Below are 16050 nucleotides of genomic sequence, written 5' to 3' on the forward strand. Positions count from 1 at the left end.
CATGTCCTTCGACCTGATCCGCGAGTCGATGGGGCCGGGCATCGCGCTGTGGCTGACCGGCCTGCTCGTCTTCGTGCTGGCCGCAGCCACGCTCGAAGGCCTGGTGCAGAGCTTCGTGCGGCGCCAGGCCTACGACTGGCGCGCCTACGGCGCCTCGCTGGCCGACGCGGTAGGCCGGCGCGCGGTCGATGCGCTGGGCCTGTCGATTGCCGCGCCGGTGCTGGCCTGGGCGCACGCGCACCGGGTCGACACCATTTCACTGTCGACGCCCGCGGCCTTCGCACTGCTCTTCGTAGGGCAGGAGTTCTGCTACTACTGGTATCACCGCGCTGCGCACCGCGTGCGCTGGTTCTGGGCCACGCACGCGGTGCACCACTCGCCCAACGAGCTCACGCTGGCTGCCGCGCTGCGCCTGGGCTGGACGGGCAAGCTCACCGGCACGGCCCTGTTCTTCGCGCCGCTGGTGTGGCTGGGCTTTCCGCCGCTGGCGGTGGTGGCCACGCTGGCGGCCAACCTGCTCTACCAGTTCTGGCTGCACGCGCCGTGGATGCCGCGCCTGGGGCCGCTCGAATGGGTACTGAACACGCCGACGCACCACAAGGTGCATCACGCGTCGAACCCGGAATACCTCGACCGCAACTACGGCGGCGTGCTGATCGTGTTCGACCGGATGTTCGGCACCTTCGCTGCCGAGCGCAAGGACTTGACGCTGCGCTACGGCCTCACCACGCCGCTGCGCACCCACAACCCGTTGCGCATCGCCTTCCACGAGTGGGTGAACCTGGGCCGCGACCTCTGGAAGGCCGACGGCTGGCGCGCGAAAATCTCGACCCTCTTCGGTCCTCCGGGAGCTTCGTCATGACACATTTGCTGCGGATTTGCGCGGCCTGGCTGGGCATGCTGCTCTTCTTTCCGGCGATGGCACAGCAAGTTGGCGCGCCGGTCGCCCCCACCGGCGTGCAACGGCTTGCCGACGTGCCCTACGGCCCCGATGCACGCCAGCGCATGGACGTCTATCTGCCACCGAACGCACGCAACGCCCCGGTGCTCGTGATGGTCCACGGCGGCGCGTGGATGTTCGGCAACAAGGCAGCCGCCTCGGTGGTCGACATGAAGATCGAGCACTGGGTGCGCGGCCAGGGCTTCATCCTGGTGTCGGTGGGCTACCGCTTCGTGCCGCAGGTCGACGTGATGCAGCAGGCTCAGGACGTGGCGCGCGCGGTGGCCACTGCGCAGGCAAGCGCGCCTTCGTGGGGCGGCGATGCGGGCCGCTTCGTGCTCATGGGCCATTCGGCCGGCGCGCACCTTGTTGCGCTGATCAGTGCATCGCCCGGCATCGCGCGGCAGCAAGGCGCACGCCCGTGGCTCGGCACCGTGGCACTCGACAGCGCGGCGCTGGACACTGCGGCACTGATGCGACGTCGCCACATGCCCTTCTATGACCGCGTGTTCGGCGACGACCCCGCCTACTGGCGCACCGTATCGCCCACCGACACTCTTGCGCCTGGTGCACCACCGATGCTGCTGGTGTGCTCGACCCAGCGGCGCGATGGCTCGTGCACGCAGGCGAATCAGTTCGCGACTCGGGCCGCGGCAATTGGTGGCCGCGCGGAGGTAGTGCCTGAAGACCTCACGCACGCGCAGATCGACGGTGAACTGGGCCTGCCCGGTGCATACACGGCGTCGGTGGACGCGTTCATCCGATCCCTGCGCAAGGCGCCGGGCGAACGCTAGGCCCCGCGATCCGGTTGCGGCTCGGGCGCCAGTTGCTGCGCAAGCGCCTCCAGCGCCTCGCCCACCGGCCGTTCGACCTTCAGCGAGAGCAGCGCATCGGCCCGTGTGCGCCCCAGGTTCACCGCCGCCACGGGCTTGCCCGCCGCGGCGGCCGCTTGCACGAAGCGAAAGCCCGAATACACCATCAGCGACGAACCGGCCACGAGCACCGCGTCGGCTTCTTCCAGTGCCGCGAAGGCGGTCGTGACGCGCTCCTTCGGCACGCTTTCGCCGAAGAACACGACATCGGGCTTGAGCAGGCCACCGCAGTGCGTGCACGCGGGCACGTCGAAGGCGGAGAAATCATGGCCCTGGAGATCGGCGTCGCCGTCAGGTGCGGCACGGGCTTCGAGTGCGGCCCAACTCGGATTGCGCTGCCGCAGTTCGAGCTGCAGCGCCGCGCGCGGCGTGCGCCGCTCGCAGGCCATGCAGCGCACGGTGTCGATGCGCCCGTGCAGGTCGATGGCGCCGCGACTGCCGGCCGCTTCGTGCAAGCCATCGACGTTCTGCGTGAGCAGCAAGCCCACGCGGCCCGCCGCCTCCAGCCGCGCCAGCGCGCGATGCGCCGCACCCGGACGGGCGCCGGCCATGGTCGGCCAGCCGATCAGGCTGCGCGCCCAGTAGCGCTGTCGCGTGGACTCCTCGCCCATGAAGGCCTGGTAAGTGACGGGCGACGGGCGCTTCCATTCGCCCTCGACGTCCCGGTAGTCGGGAATGCCCGATTCGGTGCTGCACCCCGCGCCGGTGAGCACGAAGAGCTTGCGGTGGCGGGTGGCGAAGTCGGCGAGCGCGGTGGAATTGGCGTCCATCCGGGGAGCATACGTGGCCGCGCCAGAGGCTGCGCGGCCGGGGAAATAGCCAGCCATTGCGCCCGCAGGCCGCTCTTCCTACGATGCCCACTTCCCCCGAAAAAAGGAATTCGCATGCAAGTACAAGGCGCCTGTCACTGCGGCCAGATCACCTTCGAAGCCGACCTCGATCCGGAGAAGGTTTCGCTGTGCAATTGCAGCGACTGCCAGGTGCTGTCGGGCTCCGCCTACCGCGTGTCGGTGCCGGTGCCGGCCTCCAGCTACCGGCTGCTGACCGGCACGCCGAAGACCTATGTGAAGACGGCAGACAGCGGCGCGCGGAGACGACACGGCTTCTGCGCGAACTGCGGCTCGCCAATCTGGGCCGCCGCGGACAGCGACACGCCGCCAAGCTATGCATTGCGCGTGGGAGCACTGGCGCAGCGCGCATTGCTGCCCCCGCGTCGCCGTATCTGGTGCCGCTCCGCGCTGGCGTGGTCGGAAGACCTGAGTGGGCTGCCGGCCATCGACGGACAACCCTCCTGAGCGCGGCAGCCTCAGAAGCGGACGCAGACGGATTGCCGCTCCTGCAGCACCGCCTCTTGCGCGAAGCGCTGGCGGTAAGTGCCGATGATGCTGGCGATGGCGGCGTCGTCCTTGTCGCTGCGCGGATGCAGCAGCACCACCAGCTTGGAGCGCTCGCGCACCACGTCGCCCGACACGCCGCGCCACTGGCCGGCGGCATCGATCACCGTCAGGCCCTGCGGAAAAGCCGGCGTCATGGTGGTGTCGAGAAAGCCCGTCCACTCGGCATCCGACACCTGGCCGCCCGAGGGAATGGCCCGGCCGAAATAGAGCGTGTCGCGCTCGAAGGTCTCGAAGCTGCTCCCGCAGGCTTTCGCCGCACCAGGCGCCGATGGCAAGGCGCTGCATCCGGCGAGCGCCGCGGCCATCGCGACGGCTGCCAGCGCGGTGCGGACAAGGGGCGAAATACCTGTAGTCATGCGAATACCTCCATGCGTGATCAACCCGGCAGAAAGACCAGCGGCGCAGGCTGGCCCTCGGCGGGCGGCGTACCGTGGTCGAGCAGGCGCCAGCCGGGATTCCAGCGCGACAGACGACCTTCGGCAACGCCGGCCTCCAGCGTCGACTGGGCTTTTTCAGGGTGCTGCCAATCGAGCGCCAACGTGCGCAAGTCCCAGTCCCACCAGGGGCAGGCCTGGACGCGTTCGATGAGCGCATCGGGAAATCGCTGGCGGATCACCCTGGCCGGCACGCCGCCAACGACGGTGAAAGGCGCCACGTCGCGAGTCACGATGGCGCCCGCACCGATCACCGCGCCGTCGCCGATGGTGATGCCGCTCTTGAGGCTCACCCTCGAGCCAATCCACACGTCATTGCCGATCACGACTGGAGAGTGCGACGGAAACTGACCTACTGACTGGTGCCGGTAGGGCTCAGGGAAATTCGGCGCATAGGCCAGCATGTGCGTCGTGAGCCAGCCGGCGGGATGATCCGACAGGGTCTGCACACCGTCGCCGATCGAGCAATAGCGCCCCATGCGCACGTCCACGAGCAGCGCACCGGGCGAGATGCTCGAATACGTGCCCACGGAGCACCCGCCGTGCATCTGCACGGCATGCCACACGCGCACCGGTGTCTCGAAGCGGAATGGCGTTGGCAGCAGCGAGCCTTCCGACAGGAACAGCCCGTAGCTTTCGAGCCCCTTCGACAGTTCGGCGTTGATCGAGAGGCTCATGGGCGACGCGGATCAAGCCTCGGGCGCGATGGCCTCGGCGTATTCGTAGAGCGCGCCGAGGATTTCCTCGCCACGCTCGTCGGCGTTCTCGGAGAGCGCATCGACCTCGCTGAACAGCATCTCGATGGTGCGCGCCCCGCCCTCGCCCTTGAAGAGCTTTGCCACGCGCAAGGCTTCCCAGCGTTCGGCCTCGTCTTCGTTGAGCAGCTCGGGCCAGTTGCGTGCGCGGTAGCGGAACAGGATCTCGTCGAGCCGTCCGTCGTCGAAACCGGTGCGGTCTTTGGCCAGCTCCTCGGGCGACAGGCCGCGCAGCTGGTTCAGCCGTCGGCGGTCGGCGTTGCCGACGAAGCCGCCGTAGAGGTCTTCGTCGACGTCGGGCGTTGCCTCCTTTGGCCGGGCATACACCTGCGACCAGATGGCGCTCATGTCGGGCAGGTCGCGTGCGATGGCGGCATGCCGCATGGCCGTGTCGAGGTCGACGCCCCAGCGCTCGGCCATGGCCGGCGCCAGCGTGCGCAGGTTGCCGACCACCATCGGCGACTTGTTCAGGTGCACGCCCTTCACGGGCAGGCGCACCACGCCTTCAGGCAGGTCGGCCGTGCGGGTGAACAGGCGCAGCCGCAGCGTATCGACGTCGATGTCGCGCAGCTCGCTCGGGTCGTGGGCCAGGTCCCAGGCGAGCAGCTCGTTCTTGTTGGTCGGATGGCTGGCCAGCGGCCACATCACGGCCAGGCACCCGCGCTCGACCGGGAACATGCCCGAGACGTGCAGGAAGGGCTTCGCGGTTTCACGCATCGCGGGCAGGCCGAGTTCGCTGGCAACGCGCTCCTTCTTGTGCAGGCCGAATGCGAAGTCGAACAGCTTGGGCTGCTTGTCGCGGATCAGGCGTGCCAGTGCGATGGTGGCGCGCACGTCGGAGAGCGCATCGTGCGCCGACTCGTGCAGCAGGCCGTTGGCGCGCGCCAGGTCTTCGAGCTTGAAGCTGGGCTTGCCGTCTTCCTTCTTCGGCCACTCGATGCCGTCGGGGCGCAGCGCGTACGTGAGGCGCACCACGTCGAGCAGGTCCCAGCGGCCGCAGTCGTTCTGCCACTCGCGCGCATAGGGGTCGATCAGGTTGCGCCAGAACAGGAAGCGCGTGACCTCGTCATCGAAGCGAATGGTGTTGTAGCCGACGCCGATGGTGCCGGGCTGCGAGAAGGCGCGCTCGATGTGCGCGGCGAATTCATGCTCGGGGATGCCGCGCTCCAGGCACACCTGCGGCGTGATGCCGGTGATCAGGCAGGCCTCGGGGCTGGGCAGGTAGTCCAGCGCGGGCTTGCAATAAATCATCAGCGGCTCGCCGACTTCGTTGAGCTCGGCGTCGGTGCGGATGGCGGCGAACTGCGAGGGACGATCGCGACGCGGCACTGCGCCGAAGGTTTCGTAGTCGTGCCAGAGAAAGGTGTGGTTCATTCAGAGCAAGGGTGAAAACAAGCGCGCAATGGCGTCGCCGAGGCGGCGCCAGAAACTCTGGTGCCGGTTGCCGCGCACCGCACCGGCATTCTGCAGGTCGGTCTCGAACTGCGCTGACAGCGGCCGGGTCAGTTCCGGACCATAAACCACCGCGCACACCTCGAAGTTGAGGCGGAAGCTGCGGTTGTCGAAATTCGCGGTGCCGATCATCGCGCAATGGTCGTCGACCACCAAGGTCTTGGAATGCAGCATGCGCGCCTTGTACTCCCAGACCTTCACGCCGGCGGCGATGAGCTCGTCGAAGTACGAGCGCGCCGCGGCGCTCACGATGGCCGAATCGCTGCGGCGCGGCACGAGCAGACGCACGTCGACGCCACGCAGCGCGGCACTGGTGAGCGCCATCAGCGCCGGCTCGCCGGGCACGAAGTACGGCGTAGTGAGCCAGGCGCGGTGCGTGGCCGAGTGAATGGCCTCGACGTGCATTCGGTGGATGGCTTCCATCGCGTTGTCGGGGCCGCTGGTGACGATCTGCACGGGAATGTCGCCGGCTTCCAGCTGCGGCAGCATGGCGTTCAGGGTGTCGTCCATGCCGCGCGGGTCTTCGCCGGTGGCGTAGGTCCAGTCTTCGAGGAAGGTGGTCTGCAGCCAGCGCACCGCGCTGCCCTCGATGCGCAGGTGCACGTCGTGGTAGGCGTCGGGGTTGGTGCGCTTGTCTTCCTCGTCGGTGATGTTCACGCCGCCCGTGAAGCCGATGCGACCATCGCACACAACGATCTTGCGGTGTGTGCGGTAGTTGGTCACCGGGCGCAGGCGGCGGCCGATCTTGGTGTCGTGGAACAGCGCGACCTTCACGCCCGCCTCGAGCATCGGCGCCATGAAATTGCGGCCGATGCGCTTGGAGCCCAGTGCGTCGATCAGCAGCCGCACCGCCACGCCCTGCTTCGCGCGCTCGATCAGCAGGTCGCGCAAGGCGGTGCCGATCTTGTCAGGCTCGAAGATGTAGTACTCGAGGTGGATGTGGTTCTGCGCGGCGCGCACGGCCTCGAAGATCGCGTCGAAAGTGCGTGCGCCGCCTGAGAGCAGCTCGACGTCGACGGCGCTCGACACTGGCAGCCCGCAGGTCGCGGTGCCCAGCTTGGCCATCTGCTGCAGCGCCGGTGGGGCGTTCTGCGCCGCGTCGCGCAGCCGCGCCACGTCGGCCTGGGCGGAGGCGCCGGCGCGACTGCGCAGGCGCTTGAGCCGCTGTTTTCGCAGGCGCTGCGGCCCGAGGAAGTAGTAGATGACGAAGCCCGCGAACGGCAGCAGCGCCAGCGACAGGATCCAGCTCATCGTGGACACCGGCGCGCGCTTCTGCATCACGATCCAGATCGACAACACCGCGATGTAGCCGCTCCACGCCAGGGAGAGGCCGGTTTTCCATTCGTGGCTGAGTTCGGGGAGGATCAAGGCGAGGAGGCTTCGTGATTTCGGCGGCCCAAAGAAAAAGGCCGGCAGCGTGATGCTACCGGCCTTTGGAGGCGGTTCCGCAACCTCAGCGGCCGCGGACTGCCCGGTTCTTTCAACCTGTCGCAGCTTCTTCAGCTTCGGGCTTCGACTTGCCTTCCTTCTTCGAAAGCGGCTGGATGTCGAGCAGCACTTCGTCCTTGTCGTCGAGGTCGACTTCGAGGCGGCCGCCGTCGGTCAGGCGACCGAACAGCAGCTCGTCGGCCAGCGCACGACGGATCGTGTCCTGGATCAGGCGCTGCATCGGTCGTGCACCCATCAACGGATCGAAGCCCTTCTTCGCCAGGTGCTTGCGCAGCTTGTCGCTGAAGGTGACTTCCACCTTCTTCTCGCTGAGTTGCGTTTCCAGCTGGAGCAGGAACTTGTCGACCACGCGCAGGATGATGTTTTCATCGAGCGCCTTGAAGTTGACGATGGCATCCAGCCGGTTGCGGAACTCGGGCGAGAACAGGCGCTTGATGTCGCCCATTTCGTCGCCCGCCTGGCGCGGGTTGGTGAAGCCGATGGTTGCCTTGTTCATGGTCTCGGCACCCGCGTTCGTCGTCATGATGATGATGACGTTGCGGAAGTCGGCCTTGCGCCCATTGTTGTCCGTCAGCGTGCCATGGTCCATGACCTGCAGCAGCACGTTGAAGATGTCCGGGTGTGCCTTCTCGATTTCGTCGAGCAGCAGCACCGCGTGCGGCTTCTTCGTGACGGCTTCGGTCAGCAGGCCGCCCTGGTCGAAACCGACGTAGCCCGGAGGCGCGCCGATCAGGCGACTCACCGCGTGACGCTCCATGTACTCCGACATGTCGAAGCGGATCAGCTCGATGCCCATGATGTAGGCGAGCTGCTTCGCCGCTTCGGTCTTGCCGACACCCGTGGGGCCGGAGAACAGGAACGAGCCGATCGGCTTGTCGCCCTTGCCCAGGCCCGAGCGAGCCATCTTGACCGCGGAGGCAAGCACTTCGAGTGCCTTGTCCTGGCCGAACACCACGCTCTTGAGGTCGCGCTCGATGGTCTGCAGCTTGCTGCGGTCGTCGTTGCTGACGTTGGCCGGGGGAATACGCGCGATCTTCGCCACGATTTCCTCGACTTCCGTCTTGCTGATGGTCTTCTTGCGCTTGCTCGGCGGCAGGATGCGCTGGGCGGCGCCCGCTTCGTCGATGACGTCGATGGCCTTGTCGGGCAGGTGACGGTCATTGATGTATTTGGCGCTGAGCTCGGCCGCGGCCTGCAGGGCCGCCACGGCGTACTTCACGCCATGGTGTTCCTCGAAGCGCGACTTCAGGCCCTTCAGGATGTCGACGGTTTCCTGCACCGACGGCTCGACCACGTCGACCTTCTGGAAGCGACGCGACAGGGCCGCATCCTTTTCGAAGATGCCGCGGTATTCCGTGAAGGTGGTCGCGCCGATGCACTTGAGCTGTCCGCTCGAGAGCGCCGGCTTGAGCAGGTTCGACGCGTCGAGCGTGCCGCCCGAGGCTGCGCCCGCACCGATCAGGGTGTGGATTTCGTCGATGAACAGGATGGCGTTCGGCTTGTCCTTGAGCGACTTGAGAACGCCCTTCAGGCGCTGTTCGAAGTCGCCGCGGTACTTGGTGCCGGCCAGCAGCGCGCCCATGTCGAGCGAGAACACGTTCGACTCGGCCAGGATTTCCGGCACGTCGCCCTGCGTGATGCGCCATGCGAGGCCTTCAGCGATGGCGGTCTTGCCCACGCCAGCTTCACCCACCAGCAGCGGGTTGTTCTTGCGCCGGCGGCACAGGATCTGGATGACGCGCTCGACCTCGTACTCACGGCCGATCAGCGGATCGATCTTGCCGTCCTTGGCCATCTGGTTGAGGTTTTGCGTGAACTGCTCGAGCGGCGATGCCTTCTCGTTGCGCTCGCCGCCACCGTCTTCGCCTTCGCCCGAAGGCGCTTCGCCGCTGCCCTTGACGGCTTCCGGCGGATCGCTCTTCTTGATGCCGTGGGCAATGAAGTTGACCACGTCGAGGCGGGTGACGCCCTGCTGGTGCAGGTAGTACACGGCGTGCGAGTCCTTCTCGCCGAAGATCGCGACCAGCACGTTGGCGCCGGTGACTTCCTTCTTGCCGTTGCCGGTGGACTGCACATGCATGATGGCGCGCTGGATGACGCGCTGGAAACCCAGGGTCGGCTGGGTGTCTACATCGTCGGTACCCGCCACCTGAGGCGTGTTGTCCTTGATGAAGTTGGTGAGCGACGCTCGAAGGTCGTCGACGTTCGCCGAGCAGGCGCGCAGAACTTCCGCGGCGCTCGGGTTGTCCAGCAAAGCGAGCAGCAGATGCTCCACGGTGATGAACTCGTGGCGCTGCTGCCGGGCCTCGACAAAGGCCATGTGCAAGCTGACTTCCAGTTCCTGGGCAATCATGTGATTTCCTTTTGCCTTGCTGTAAATAAGTTCTCAGATGGGTTGGAGCTTGCGCAATTCAACAGGTTCACGCAACTGGCTCACTGACACATTGCAGCGGGTGCCCAGCCTGCTGCGCCGCTTCCATGACCTGATTGACCTTGGTGGCCGCCATGTCGCGGGAATAGACCCCACAGACGCCGCGGCCATCGAGGTGGATCTTCAACATGATCTGGGTCGCGGTTTCTCGGTCCTTGCTGAAATATTCCTGCAGCACGACGATCACGAACTCCATAGGGGTGTAGTCGTCGTTCAGCATGACCACCTGGTACATCTGGGGCGGCGCGGTTTTCTGCGGCCGGCGCTCCAGGACGACCGAATCTCCGTCATCCCCGGCCGGCTTCTGGGCCGGCGGAGTGCTGGGAGTTTTGGGAATTCTCGTTGCCATGAAAAAGATTCTATAGAGCGTGCAAGCACCGTGCCGGCGAAAAAAACTTGGTGGCGCGTATCCGACAATTCAAGGGCATTGCGGCGGTTGCGACAGCTTTTTTGATGAAGCGCACCTGCGGAGAGTTTTAGGCAAAAAGGGATGGCCGCGGCCCGATCGAAGAGCCAATAAAAAGCCCTTGAATTCCTTCTGGAAGTTCAAGGGCCCATTGCATTGCAACGACGTCGCAAGACGTCGAAGCACGCGGCAATTACATGTGGTCGATCATCACCTGACCGAAGCCCGAGCAGCTCACCTGCGTGGCGCCGTCCATCAAGCGGGCGAAGTCGTAGGTGACCTTCTTGCTGGCAATAGATTTTTCCATCGAGCTGATGATCAGGTCGGCAGCTTCCTTCCAGCCCATGTGGCGCAGCATCATTTCAGCCGAGAGGATTTCGGAGCCTGGGTTCACGTAGTCTTTGCCGGCGTACTTGGGTGCCGTGCCGTGGGTGGCTTCGAACATGGCGACGGTGTCGCTCAGGTTCGCGCCCGGGGCGATGCCGATGCCACCGACCTGCGCGGCCAGCGCGTCCGACACGTAGTCGCCGTTGAGGTTGAGCGTGGCGATCACGCTGTATTCGGCGGGACGCAGCAGGATCTGCTGGAGGAATGCATCGGCGATGCTGTCCTTGACGGTGATTTCCTTGCCCGTCTTCGGGTTCTTGAACTTCATCCACGGGCCACCGTCGATCAGTTCAGCGCCGAACTCCTTGGCTGCGAGGCCGTAACCCCAGTCACGGAAGCCACCTTCGGTGAACTTCATGATGTTGCCCTTGTGCACCAAGGTGACGCTGGGCTTGTCGTTGTCGATGGCGTACTGGAATGCCTTGCGCACGAGGCGCTCGGTGCCTTCCCTCGACACGGGCTTGACGCCGATGCCCGAGGTATTGGGGAAACGGATCTTCTTGACACCCATCTCGTCCTGCAGGAACTTGATGAGCTTCTTGGCCTTGTCGCTCTCGGCTTCGAACTCGATGCCCGCGTAGATGTCTTCCGAGTTCTCGCGGAAGATCACCATGTTGGTCTTGTGCGGCTCGCGCACCGGGCTCGGCACGCCTTCGAAATACTGGATGGGGCGCAGGCAGACATAAAGGTCGAGTTCCTGGCGCAGCGCGACGTTCAGCGAGCGGATGCCGCCGCCGACGGGCGTGGTCAGCGGGCCCTTGATGGAGACAACGTAGTCGCGCACAGCGTGCAGGGTTTCCTCGGGGAGCCAGACGTCGGGACCATAGACCTTGGTCGACTTTTCGCCAGCATAGACCTCCATCCAATGGATCTTCTTCTTGCCGCCGTAGGCCTTGGCCACCGCTGCGTCCACCACCTTCAGCATCACTGGCGTGATGTCCAGGCCGGTCCCGTCGCCTTCGATGAAGGGAATGATCGGTTGGTCAGGCACATTCAGCGAGTTGTCGGCGTTGACCGTGATCTTCTGACCTTCGGTCGGGACTTTGATGTGCTGATAACTGGTCATGAGGGGGGATGGCTCCGGGATTGACGTAATTTTGACGACTGTCAGCGAATTCAGACACGGGGTGGATTCGCTGTACAGCCCGCGAACAAATCGCTGTACATTTTAGACGCAACCCATCAGCAAGCGTTTGTCAACCGGCGAGCCAATGGGCTCGTTAGTGGCTGACCTTCTGCTCGCCGGGAGGCGTTTCCAACCAATTCTCGATAGAGGAATCATCAATGAGCAAAATTCTCGCAGTCATGATCGCTGGCCTGTTCGCCGCTGGCGCCTACGCCCAAAACCCGGCCGGTACGACGCCTGAGCAAGGTAACGCCACCAACAGCAAGTCGCAGCAACGTGCCGAAGCCAAGAAGGCTGCCAAGCCCGCTGGCCAAGTCAAGGCTGCCGCTGGCGACGAAGCCAAGACGCCCGAAGGCGGCGCCATCGGTGCCGACAAGGCTGCTGCCTCTGGCGAGAAGCGCGCAAGCACCCGCGACCAGCGTCGTCGCAACAAGGACGGCAGCGTGAAGCGCAAGTCGACCCAAGGCGGTACGCCTGACATGGCAGGCGCCAAGTAAGTCGGCCCAGCCCCAGAAAAGAGCGCTCTTCGGAGCGCTTTTTTTTCGCCTGCCGCAAGCGTTCTGCTGTCAACCGCAGGAATCGGCCTCCGTTGAATGTCTACCTTCCGCAGGGAGGGCAATCCAAATCAACGAATTTCAAAGGATATGTTCATGAACAAGCTGCTCGCAGCCCTGGTCGCTGGTCTCTTCGCTGCCGGTGCTTTCGCTCAACAAGCCGAACCCACCACCGCTGCTCCCGCAGCCGCTCCCAAGGCCGCCAAGCACGCGCCTGCCAAGAAGCACGCTGCTGCCAAGAAGCACAAGGTCAGCCACGTGGCGAAGGCCCACACGGCCGCTGCCAAGAAGGTGTAAGCTTTCACGCTCACCGGCAATGCCCGCATCAGCGGGCATTTTTATTGGCGTTTTTTTGATTTAGGCCGGGCCCTGACCCCGCCCTGAAAGAGTTGCCCGATGTTCCAGCGTCTAGCCGCCCTGCTCCTCGCGTCCGCGTCCTTCATGATGCCTGCGCACGCCCAGCAGCAACCCCAGACCGACCTGCCGCGCACGCAGTTGTCGGTCGGCCTGTACAAGATCGATGCGCAGATTGCGCAAACACCCCTGCAACGCGAAATCGGCCTGATGTTCCGCAAGGAAATGCCGCAGGCTGAAGGCATGATCTTCGTGTTCGAGCAGCCCGCCACTCAGTGCTTCTGGATGCGCAACACGATCCTTCCGCTGACTGCCGCTTTCGTGGCCGACGATGGCCGCATCGTGAATCTGGTCGACATGCAACCCATGACCGAGAACTCGCACTGCTCCCTGGAGCCGGTGCGCTACGTGCTCGAAATGAACCAGGGCTGGTTCGCCAAGAAGAACATCAAGAAGGGCGCAAAGCTCGGCGGCGAACTGTTCGCAGTCACCAAGCGCTGAGCTCCTGCTGCCTGAAGCCCGAAAAAAAGCCGACCCAAGGGTCGGCTTTTTTGTTGGGGAAACCCGGGCTCAGCCGAAATTCTTGGCGACGAAGTCCCAGTTCACCAGCTTGGCCAGGAAGGTCTCGACGAACTTCGGGCGCAGGTTGCGGTAGTCGATGTAGTAGGCGTGTTCCCAGACGTCCACGGTCAGCAGCGCGGTGTCTGCAGTGGTCAGCGGCGTGCCCGCGGCGCCGGTGTTCACGATGTCCACCGAACCGTCGGCCTTCTTCACAAGCCACGTCCAGCCCGAACCGAAGTTGCCCACGGCCGACTTCACGAAGGCTTCCTTGAAGGCGTCGTAGCTGCCCCACTTGGCATCGATGGCCTTGGCCAGCGCGCCGGTGGGAGCGCCGCCGCCTTGGGGCTTCATGCAGTTCCAGAAGAAGGTGTGGTTCCAGATTTGCGCGGCGTTGTTGTAGATGCCGCCGCTGGACTTCTTGATGATCTCTTCGAGCGTCAGCGACTCGAACTCGGTGCCCTTTTGCAGGTTGTTGAGGTTCACCACGTAGGCGTTGTGGTGCTTGCCGTAGTGGTATTCGAGGGTTTCCTTCGAATACTCGGGTGCCAGTGCGTCGAGGGCGTACGGCAGGGGTGGGAGCACATGTTCCATGGTTTTTTCTCGTGGGTTGGTTGTGGGAATCAGGGATTCTAGGAAGTAATTATTGAGGCAGCGTCGGACGCGTTCCCGTCGCGTCGCCCGGCGTGACGGTCAGGTCGACTTCGCCATCGGCGAGCCGCGCCTTGATGGCGTCGCCCGCCGCCAGTTGCGTTGCGCTGACGATCGCATGACCGTCTGTATCGGTCAGCCACGCATAGCCGCGCTGCAAGACCAGTGCCGGATCGAGCAGCCGCATGCGCAAGGCCACGCGTTCCAGGCGCTCGCGACGCTGCACCAGCGCACGCCCCAGCTTCAAGGGAAAGTCGGCGGCGATTGACCGGGGCGCCTGCGACAGGCGCTCCCGTCTCGACAGCACCGCATATCGAAGGCGCTGCACATGGTGCGCCAGGCGCAGTTGCTGGCGCGTCACCAGGTTCGAGGGTCGGCCGAGACGCCCCGCCGCCTGGTCGACGCGCTGTCCGAGGGCGTCGAGGCGCCCGCCCAGCGCATCGCCGAGACGCTCGTCGAGCAGATCGAGCGCACCGAGCCACATGTCGCGCGGCGCACTCACCAATTCCGCCGCGGCGGTTGGCGTGGGCGCGCGCAGATCGGCGCAGAAATCGGCGATCGTGAAGTCGGTTTCGTGCCCCACGCCACTGACCAACGGCACCGGACTTTGCACGATGGTGCGTGCCAGGGTCTCGTCGTTGAAGGCCCAGAGGTCTTCGATGGAGCCACCGCCACGCACCAGCAAGATCACGTCGACCGCAGGGGCGAGGTCATAGAGCGATTGCAGTGCCCGCACCAGTTCGGCCGGCGCATTGGCTCCTTGGACTGCCGCTGGTGCAAGCACGACCGGAATGTGTGGAACGCGCCTTCGCAGCGCCGTCACCACGTCGTGCAAGGCGGCCGCGCCCAGCGACGTGACGACACCGACCGCGCGCGGCATGGCCGGTAGCGCTCGCTTGCGCGCCGGATCGAAGAGTCCTTCGGCTTCCAGGCGTGCCTTGCGTTGCATGAACTGCTCGAACAAGGCGCCCTGCCCGGCTCGCCGCAGACTCTCTACAACCAGTTGAAGATCGCCGCGTGGCTCGTACACCGCAAGACGCCCGCGCACCTCGACCTGATCGCCATCGCGGGGCGAAAAGTCGAGCAAACCGGCTGCCCGCCGGAACATCGCGCAGCGCAGCTGGCCCGACTCGTCCTTGAGCGCGAAGTAACAATGTCCACTTGACGCGCGCGAAAAACCGGAGATCTCGCCGCGCACGGTCACCGGATTGAAGCGCGCATCGAGCGCGTCGGCCACCGCGTGGCACAACGCGCCGACTGCCCAGACGCGTGGCCCGGGCGCGGAATTCGATTCACGCAAGTTCACAAAATGCACGCTCGGCCAAATGCCACTCTTCCACAACGCGCCGCACGCCCCCTGTCTCCAGGCCCCGGTGCGGGGCAGGCGCACGGTTTCTCGTGCAAGCCATTGATTTCATTGAAAAAAGTGCTGCTCAAAATTCAGTCGATCTAGCGGAAAGGCCGCCCCATGCGGGTCCGGATGAGTTGCGCAGCAGGTTAATCACAAAGTTATCCACAGAATCTGTGCGTCCTTGCCGACACAAAAACAAGGCGCGTGCTGATGGTGGGCTCAGTGGATAATCGCCGCGCATTTGCAGTCTACGGGCCGGAGGATTTTCTTGTTTTCCATCATAGTTGCCGCGGGTTGGCCAATCTGGCCCTTGCTCGCTTGTTCAGTCATTGCGCTCGCGCTGGTTATAGAACGTTTCACGAGTCTCAAGACCGTGAGGGTACTGCCGCCGAAGCTGCTCGACGAAACCATCACCGTGTCGCACGGCGCCATTCCCGGCCCGGACATCGTGACCAAACTTGAACGCAACTCGATGCTCGGCCAGGTGCTGGCCGCGGGCCTGCGCGCACTGAATGCCAATCCGCGCTGCACTGAAGACGACCTGCGCGCCGCCATGGAAGCCTCCGGCCGCACCGTGGCGCACAAGCTCGAGCGCTACCTGCCTGCCCTGGCCACCATCGCCTCGGCCGCCCCGCTGCTGGGGCTGCTGGGCACGGTCATCGGCATGATCGAGATCTTCGGCTCGCAGTCGCCGGGCAGCGGCGCAGTGGGCTCGGGCAATCCGGCGCAACTGGCGCACGGCATCTCGATCGCGCTCTACAACACCGCCTTCGGCCTGATCGTCGCCATTCCGACGCTGATCTTCTGGCGCTACTTCCGCAGCCGGGTCGACGAGTACCTGCTGAATCTCGAACTCTCGGGCGAGCGTTTCGCCCGCCACCTGAACGCCCTGCGCAAATGACGACCCCCACGCTTGCCACTGCGTGTGCTGCG

At 64.9% G+C, this 16050-nt stretch carries 17 protein-coding genes; 7 read left to right on the forward strand and 10 right to left on the reverse strand.

What is annotated here, in order from left to right:
- The first annotated feature begins 1 nt into the window (after position 1).
- Positions 2-862, forward strand: a complete 861-nt coding sequence (locus ACN9MV_RS17660) for a sterol desaturase family protein (protein ID WP_426388813.1) — start codon at positions 2-4, stop codon at positions 860-862.
- Positions 859-1734, forward strand: a complete 876-nt coding sequence (locus ACN9MV_RS17665; RefSeq protein ID WP_426388815.1) for an alpha/beta hydrolase — start codon at positions 859-861, stop codon at positions 1732-1734. Before ACN9MV_RS17660 ends, ACN9MV_RS17665 begins: the two co-directional genes overlap by 4 nt.
- Here ACN9MV_RS17665 and ACN9MV_RS17670 read toward each other — a convergent pair.
- On the reverse strand, positions 1731-2582 hold the full coding sequence (locus ACN9MV_RS17670; protein WP_426388816.1) for an NAD-dependent protein deacetylase: 852 nt from the start codon (positions 2580-2582) through the stop codon (positions 1731-1733). The two genes, ACN9MV_RS17665 and ACN9MV_RS17670, sit on opposite strands and share 4 nt — an antisense overlap.
- A gap of 114 nt (positions 2583-2696) precedes the next feature.
- Here ACN9MV_RS17670 and ACN9MV_RS17675 point away from each other — a divergent pair, with 114 nt between their 5' ends.
- A complete protein-coding gene (locus tag ACN9MV_RS17675; RefSeq protein ID WP_093073923.1) occupies positions 2697-3107 on the forward strand; it encodes a GFA family protein in 411 nt (136 codons plus the stop codon).
- A gap of 11 nt (positions 3108-3118) precedes the next feature.
- Here the strand turns inward: ACN9MV_RS17675 and ACN9MV_RS17680 are convergent, their stop codons facing one another.
- The 7 genes from ACN9MV_RS17680 to icd form a co-directional block, all read right to left on the reverse strand.
- Entirely contained in the window at positions 3119-3565 is a 447-nt protein-coding gene (locus tag ACN9MV_RS17680; protein ID WP_093073921.1) for a DUF3574 domain-containing protein, read from the reverse strand.
- A gap of 20 nt (positions 3566-3585) precedes the next feature.
- Positions 3586-4320 carry a CatB-related O-acetyltransferase gene (locus ACN9MV_RS17685; RefSeq protein WP_426388818.1) on the reverse strand — a complete coding sequence of 245 codons (735 nt, stop codon included), beginning with the start codon at positions 4318-4320 and terminating at the stop codon, positions 3586-3588.
- A gap of 12 nt (positions 4321-4332) precedes the next feature.
- Positions 4333-5772 (reverse strand): exodeoxyribonuclease I, encoded by a 1440-nt coding sequence (gene sbcB / locus ACN9MV_RS17690; protein WP_426388820.1) that lies wholly within the window; start codon positions 5770-5772, stop codon positions 4333-4335.
- A complete protein-coding gene (gene cls / locus ACN9MV_RS17695; protein ID WP_426388821.1) occupies positions 5773-7218 on the reverse strand; it encodes a cardiolipin synthase in 1446 nt (481 codons plus the stop codon). It abuts the gene before it with no gap.
- A gap of 112 nt (positions 7219-7330) precedes the next feature.
- The gene (gene clpA, locus ACN9MV_RS17700; RefSeq protein WP_093056971.1) at positions 7331-9652 is read right to left on the reverse strand and encodes an ATP-dependent Clp protease ATP-binding subunit ClpA; all 2322 of its coding nucleotides are present in this window, start codon (positions 9650-9652) and stop codon (positions 7331-7333) included.
- 67 nt (positions 9653-9719) lie between these two features.
- The gene (clpS, locus tag ACN9MV_RS17705) at positions 9720-10079 is read right to left on the reverse strand and encodes an ATP-dependent Clp protease adapter ClpS (RefSeq protein WP_042674481.1); all 360 of its coding nucleotides are present in this window, start codon (positions 10077-10079) and stop codon (positions 9720-9722) included.
- 250 nt (positions 10080-10329) lie between these two features.
- Positions 10330-11589: an NADP-dependent isocitrate dehydrogenase gene (icd, locus tag ACN9MV_RS17710; RefSeq protein ID WP_093073915.1), complete on the reverse strand. Its 1260-nt coding sequence runs from the start codon at positions 11587-11589 to the stop codon at positions 10330-10332.
- Between the two features lie 218 nt (positions 11590-11807).
- Here icd and ACN9MV_RS17715 point away from each other — a divergent pair, with 218 nt between their 5' ends.
- From ACN9MV_RS17715 to ACN9MV_RS17725, 3 genes are all read left to right on the forward strand, one after another.
- Positions 11808-12146 (forward strand): cell envelope biogenesis protein TolA, encoded by a 339-nt coding sequence (locus tag ACN9MV_RS17715; protein WP_093056973.1) that lies wholly within the window; start codon positions 11808-11810, stop codon positions 12144-12146.
- Positions 12147-12299: 153 nt separating this feature from the next.
- On the forward strand, positions 12300-12500 hold the full coding sequence (locus ACN9MV_RS17720; protein ID WP_093075170.1) for a hypothetical protein: 201 nt from the start codon (positions 12300-12302) through the stop codon (positions 12498-12500).
- A gap of 99 nt (positions 12501-12599) precedes the next feature.
- Positions 12600-13058, forward strand: a complete 459-nt coding sequence (locus ACN9MV_RS17725) for a DUF192 domain-containing protein (RefSeq protein WP_426388822.1) — start codon at positions 12600-12602, stop codon at positions 13056-13058.
- Between the two features lie 69 nt (positions 13059-13127).
- Here the strand turns inward: ACN9MV_RS17725 and ACN9MV_RS17730 are convergent, their stop codons facing one another.
- On the reverse strand, positions 13128-13709 hold the full coding sequence (locus ACN9MV_RS17730) for a superoxide dismutase (protein ID WP_426388824.1): 582 nt from the start codon (positions 13707-13709) through the stop codon (positions 13128-13130).
- A 49-nt stretch (positions 13710-13758) separates the two neighbouring features.
- Positions 13759-15072, reverse strand: coding sequence for an exodeoxyribonuclease VII large subunit (gene xseA / locus ACN9MV_RS17735; protein ID WP_093175693.1), 1314 nt, complete (start codon positions 15070-15072; stop codon positions 13759-13761).
- A gap of 313 nt (positions 15073-15385) precedes the next feature.
- Between xseA and ACN9MV_RS17740 the strand changes: the two genes are divergently transcribed.
- Positions 15386-16018: a MotA/TolQ/ExbB proton channel family protein gene (locus tag ACN9MV_RS17740; protein ID WP_042674017.1), complete on the forward strand. Its 633-nt coding sequence runs from the start codon at positions 15386-15388 to the stop codon at positions 16016-16018.
- Positions 16019-16050: the final 32 nt, after the last annotated feature.

It is taken from the genome of Variovorax sp. R-27 (assembly GCF_049913215.1).
Lineage (GTDB): Bacteria > Pseudomonadota > Gammaproteobacteria > Burkholderiales > Burkholderiaceae_C > Variovorax.

Excerpts from the sequence above, each read along its gene's own strand:
- ACN9MV_RS17660 (WP_426388813.1), top strand. The coding sequence starts at position 2 with ATGTCCTTCGACCTGATCCGCGAGTCGATGGGGCCGGGCATCGCGCTG.
- ACN9MV_RS17665 (WP_426388815.1), top strand. The coding sequence starts at position 859 with ATGACACATTTGCTGCGGATTTGCGCGGCCTGGCTGGGCATGCTGCTC.
- ACN9MV_RS17670 (WP_426388816.1), bottom strand. The coding sequence starts at position 2,582 with ATGGACGCCAATTCCACCGCGCTCGCCGACTTCGCCACCCGCCACCGC.
- ACN9MV_RS17675 (WP_093073923.1), top strand. The coding sequence starts at position 2,697 with ATGCAAGTACAAGGCGCCTGTCACTGCGGCCAGATCACCTTCGAAGCC.
- ACN9MV_RS17680 (WP_093073921.1), bottom strand. The coding sequence starts at position 3,565 with ATGACTACAGGTATTTCGCCCCTTGTCCGCACCGCGCTGGCAGCCGTC.
- ACN9MV_RS17685 (WP_426388818.1), bottom strand. The coding sequence starts at position 4,320 with ATGAGCCTCTCGATCAACGCCGAACTGTCGAAGGGGCTCGAAAGCTAC.
- sbcB (WP_426388820.1), bottom strand. The coding sequence starts at position 5,772 with ATGAACCACACCTTTCTCTGGCACGACTACGAAACCTTCGGCGCAGTG.
- clpA (WP_093056971.1), bottom strand. The coding sequence starts at position 9,652 with ATGATTGCCCAGGAACTGGAAGTCAGCTTGCACATGGCCTTTGTCGAG.
- clpS (WP_042674481.1), bottom strand. The coding sequence starts at position 10,079 with ATGGCAACGAGAATTCCCAAAACTCCCAGCACTCCGCCGGCCCAGAAG.
- icd (WP_093073915.1), bottom strand. The coding sequence starts at position 11,589 with ATGACCAGTTATCAGCACATCAAAGTCCCGACCGAAGGTCAGAAGATC.
- ACN9MV_RS17715 (WP_093056973.1), top strand. The coding sequence starts at position 11,808 with ATGAGCAAAATTCTCGCAGTCATGATCGCTGGCCTGTTCGCCGCTGGC.
- ACN9MV_RS17720 (WP_093075170.1), top strand. The coding sequence starts at position 12,300 with ATGAACAAGCTGCTCGCAGCCCTGGTCGCTGGTCTCTTCGCTGCCGGT.
- ACN9MV_RS17725 (WP_426388822.1), top strand. The coding sequence starts at position 12,600 with ATGTTCCAGCGTCTAGCCGCCCTGCTCCTCGCGTCCGCGTCCTTCATG.
- ACN9MV_RS17730 (WP_426388824.1), bottom strand. The coding sequence starts at position 13,709 with ATGGAACATGTGCTCCCACCCCTGCCGTACGCCCTCGACGCACTGGCA.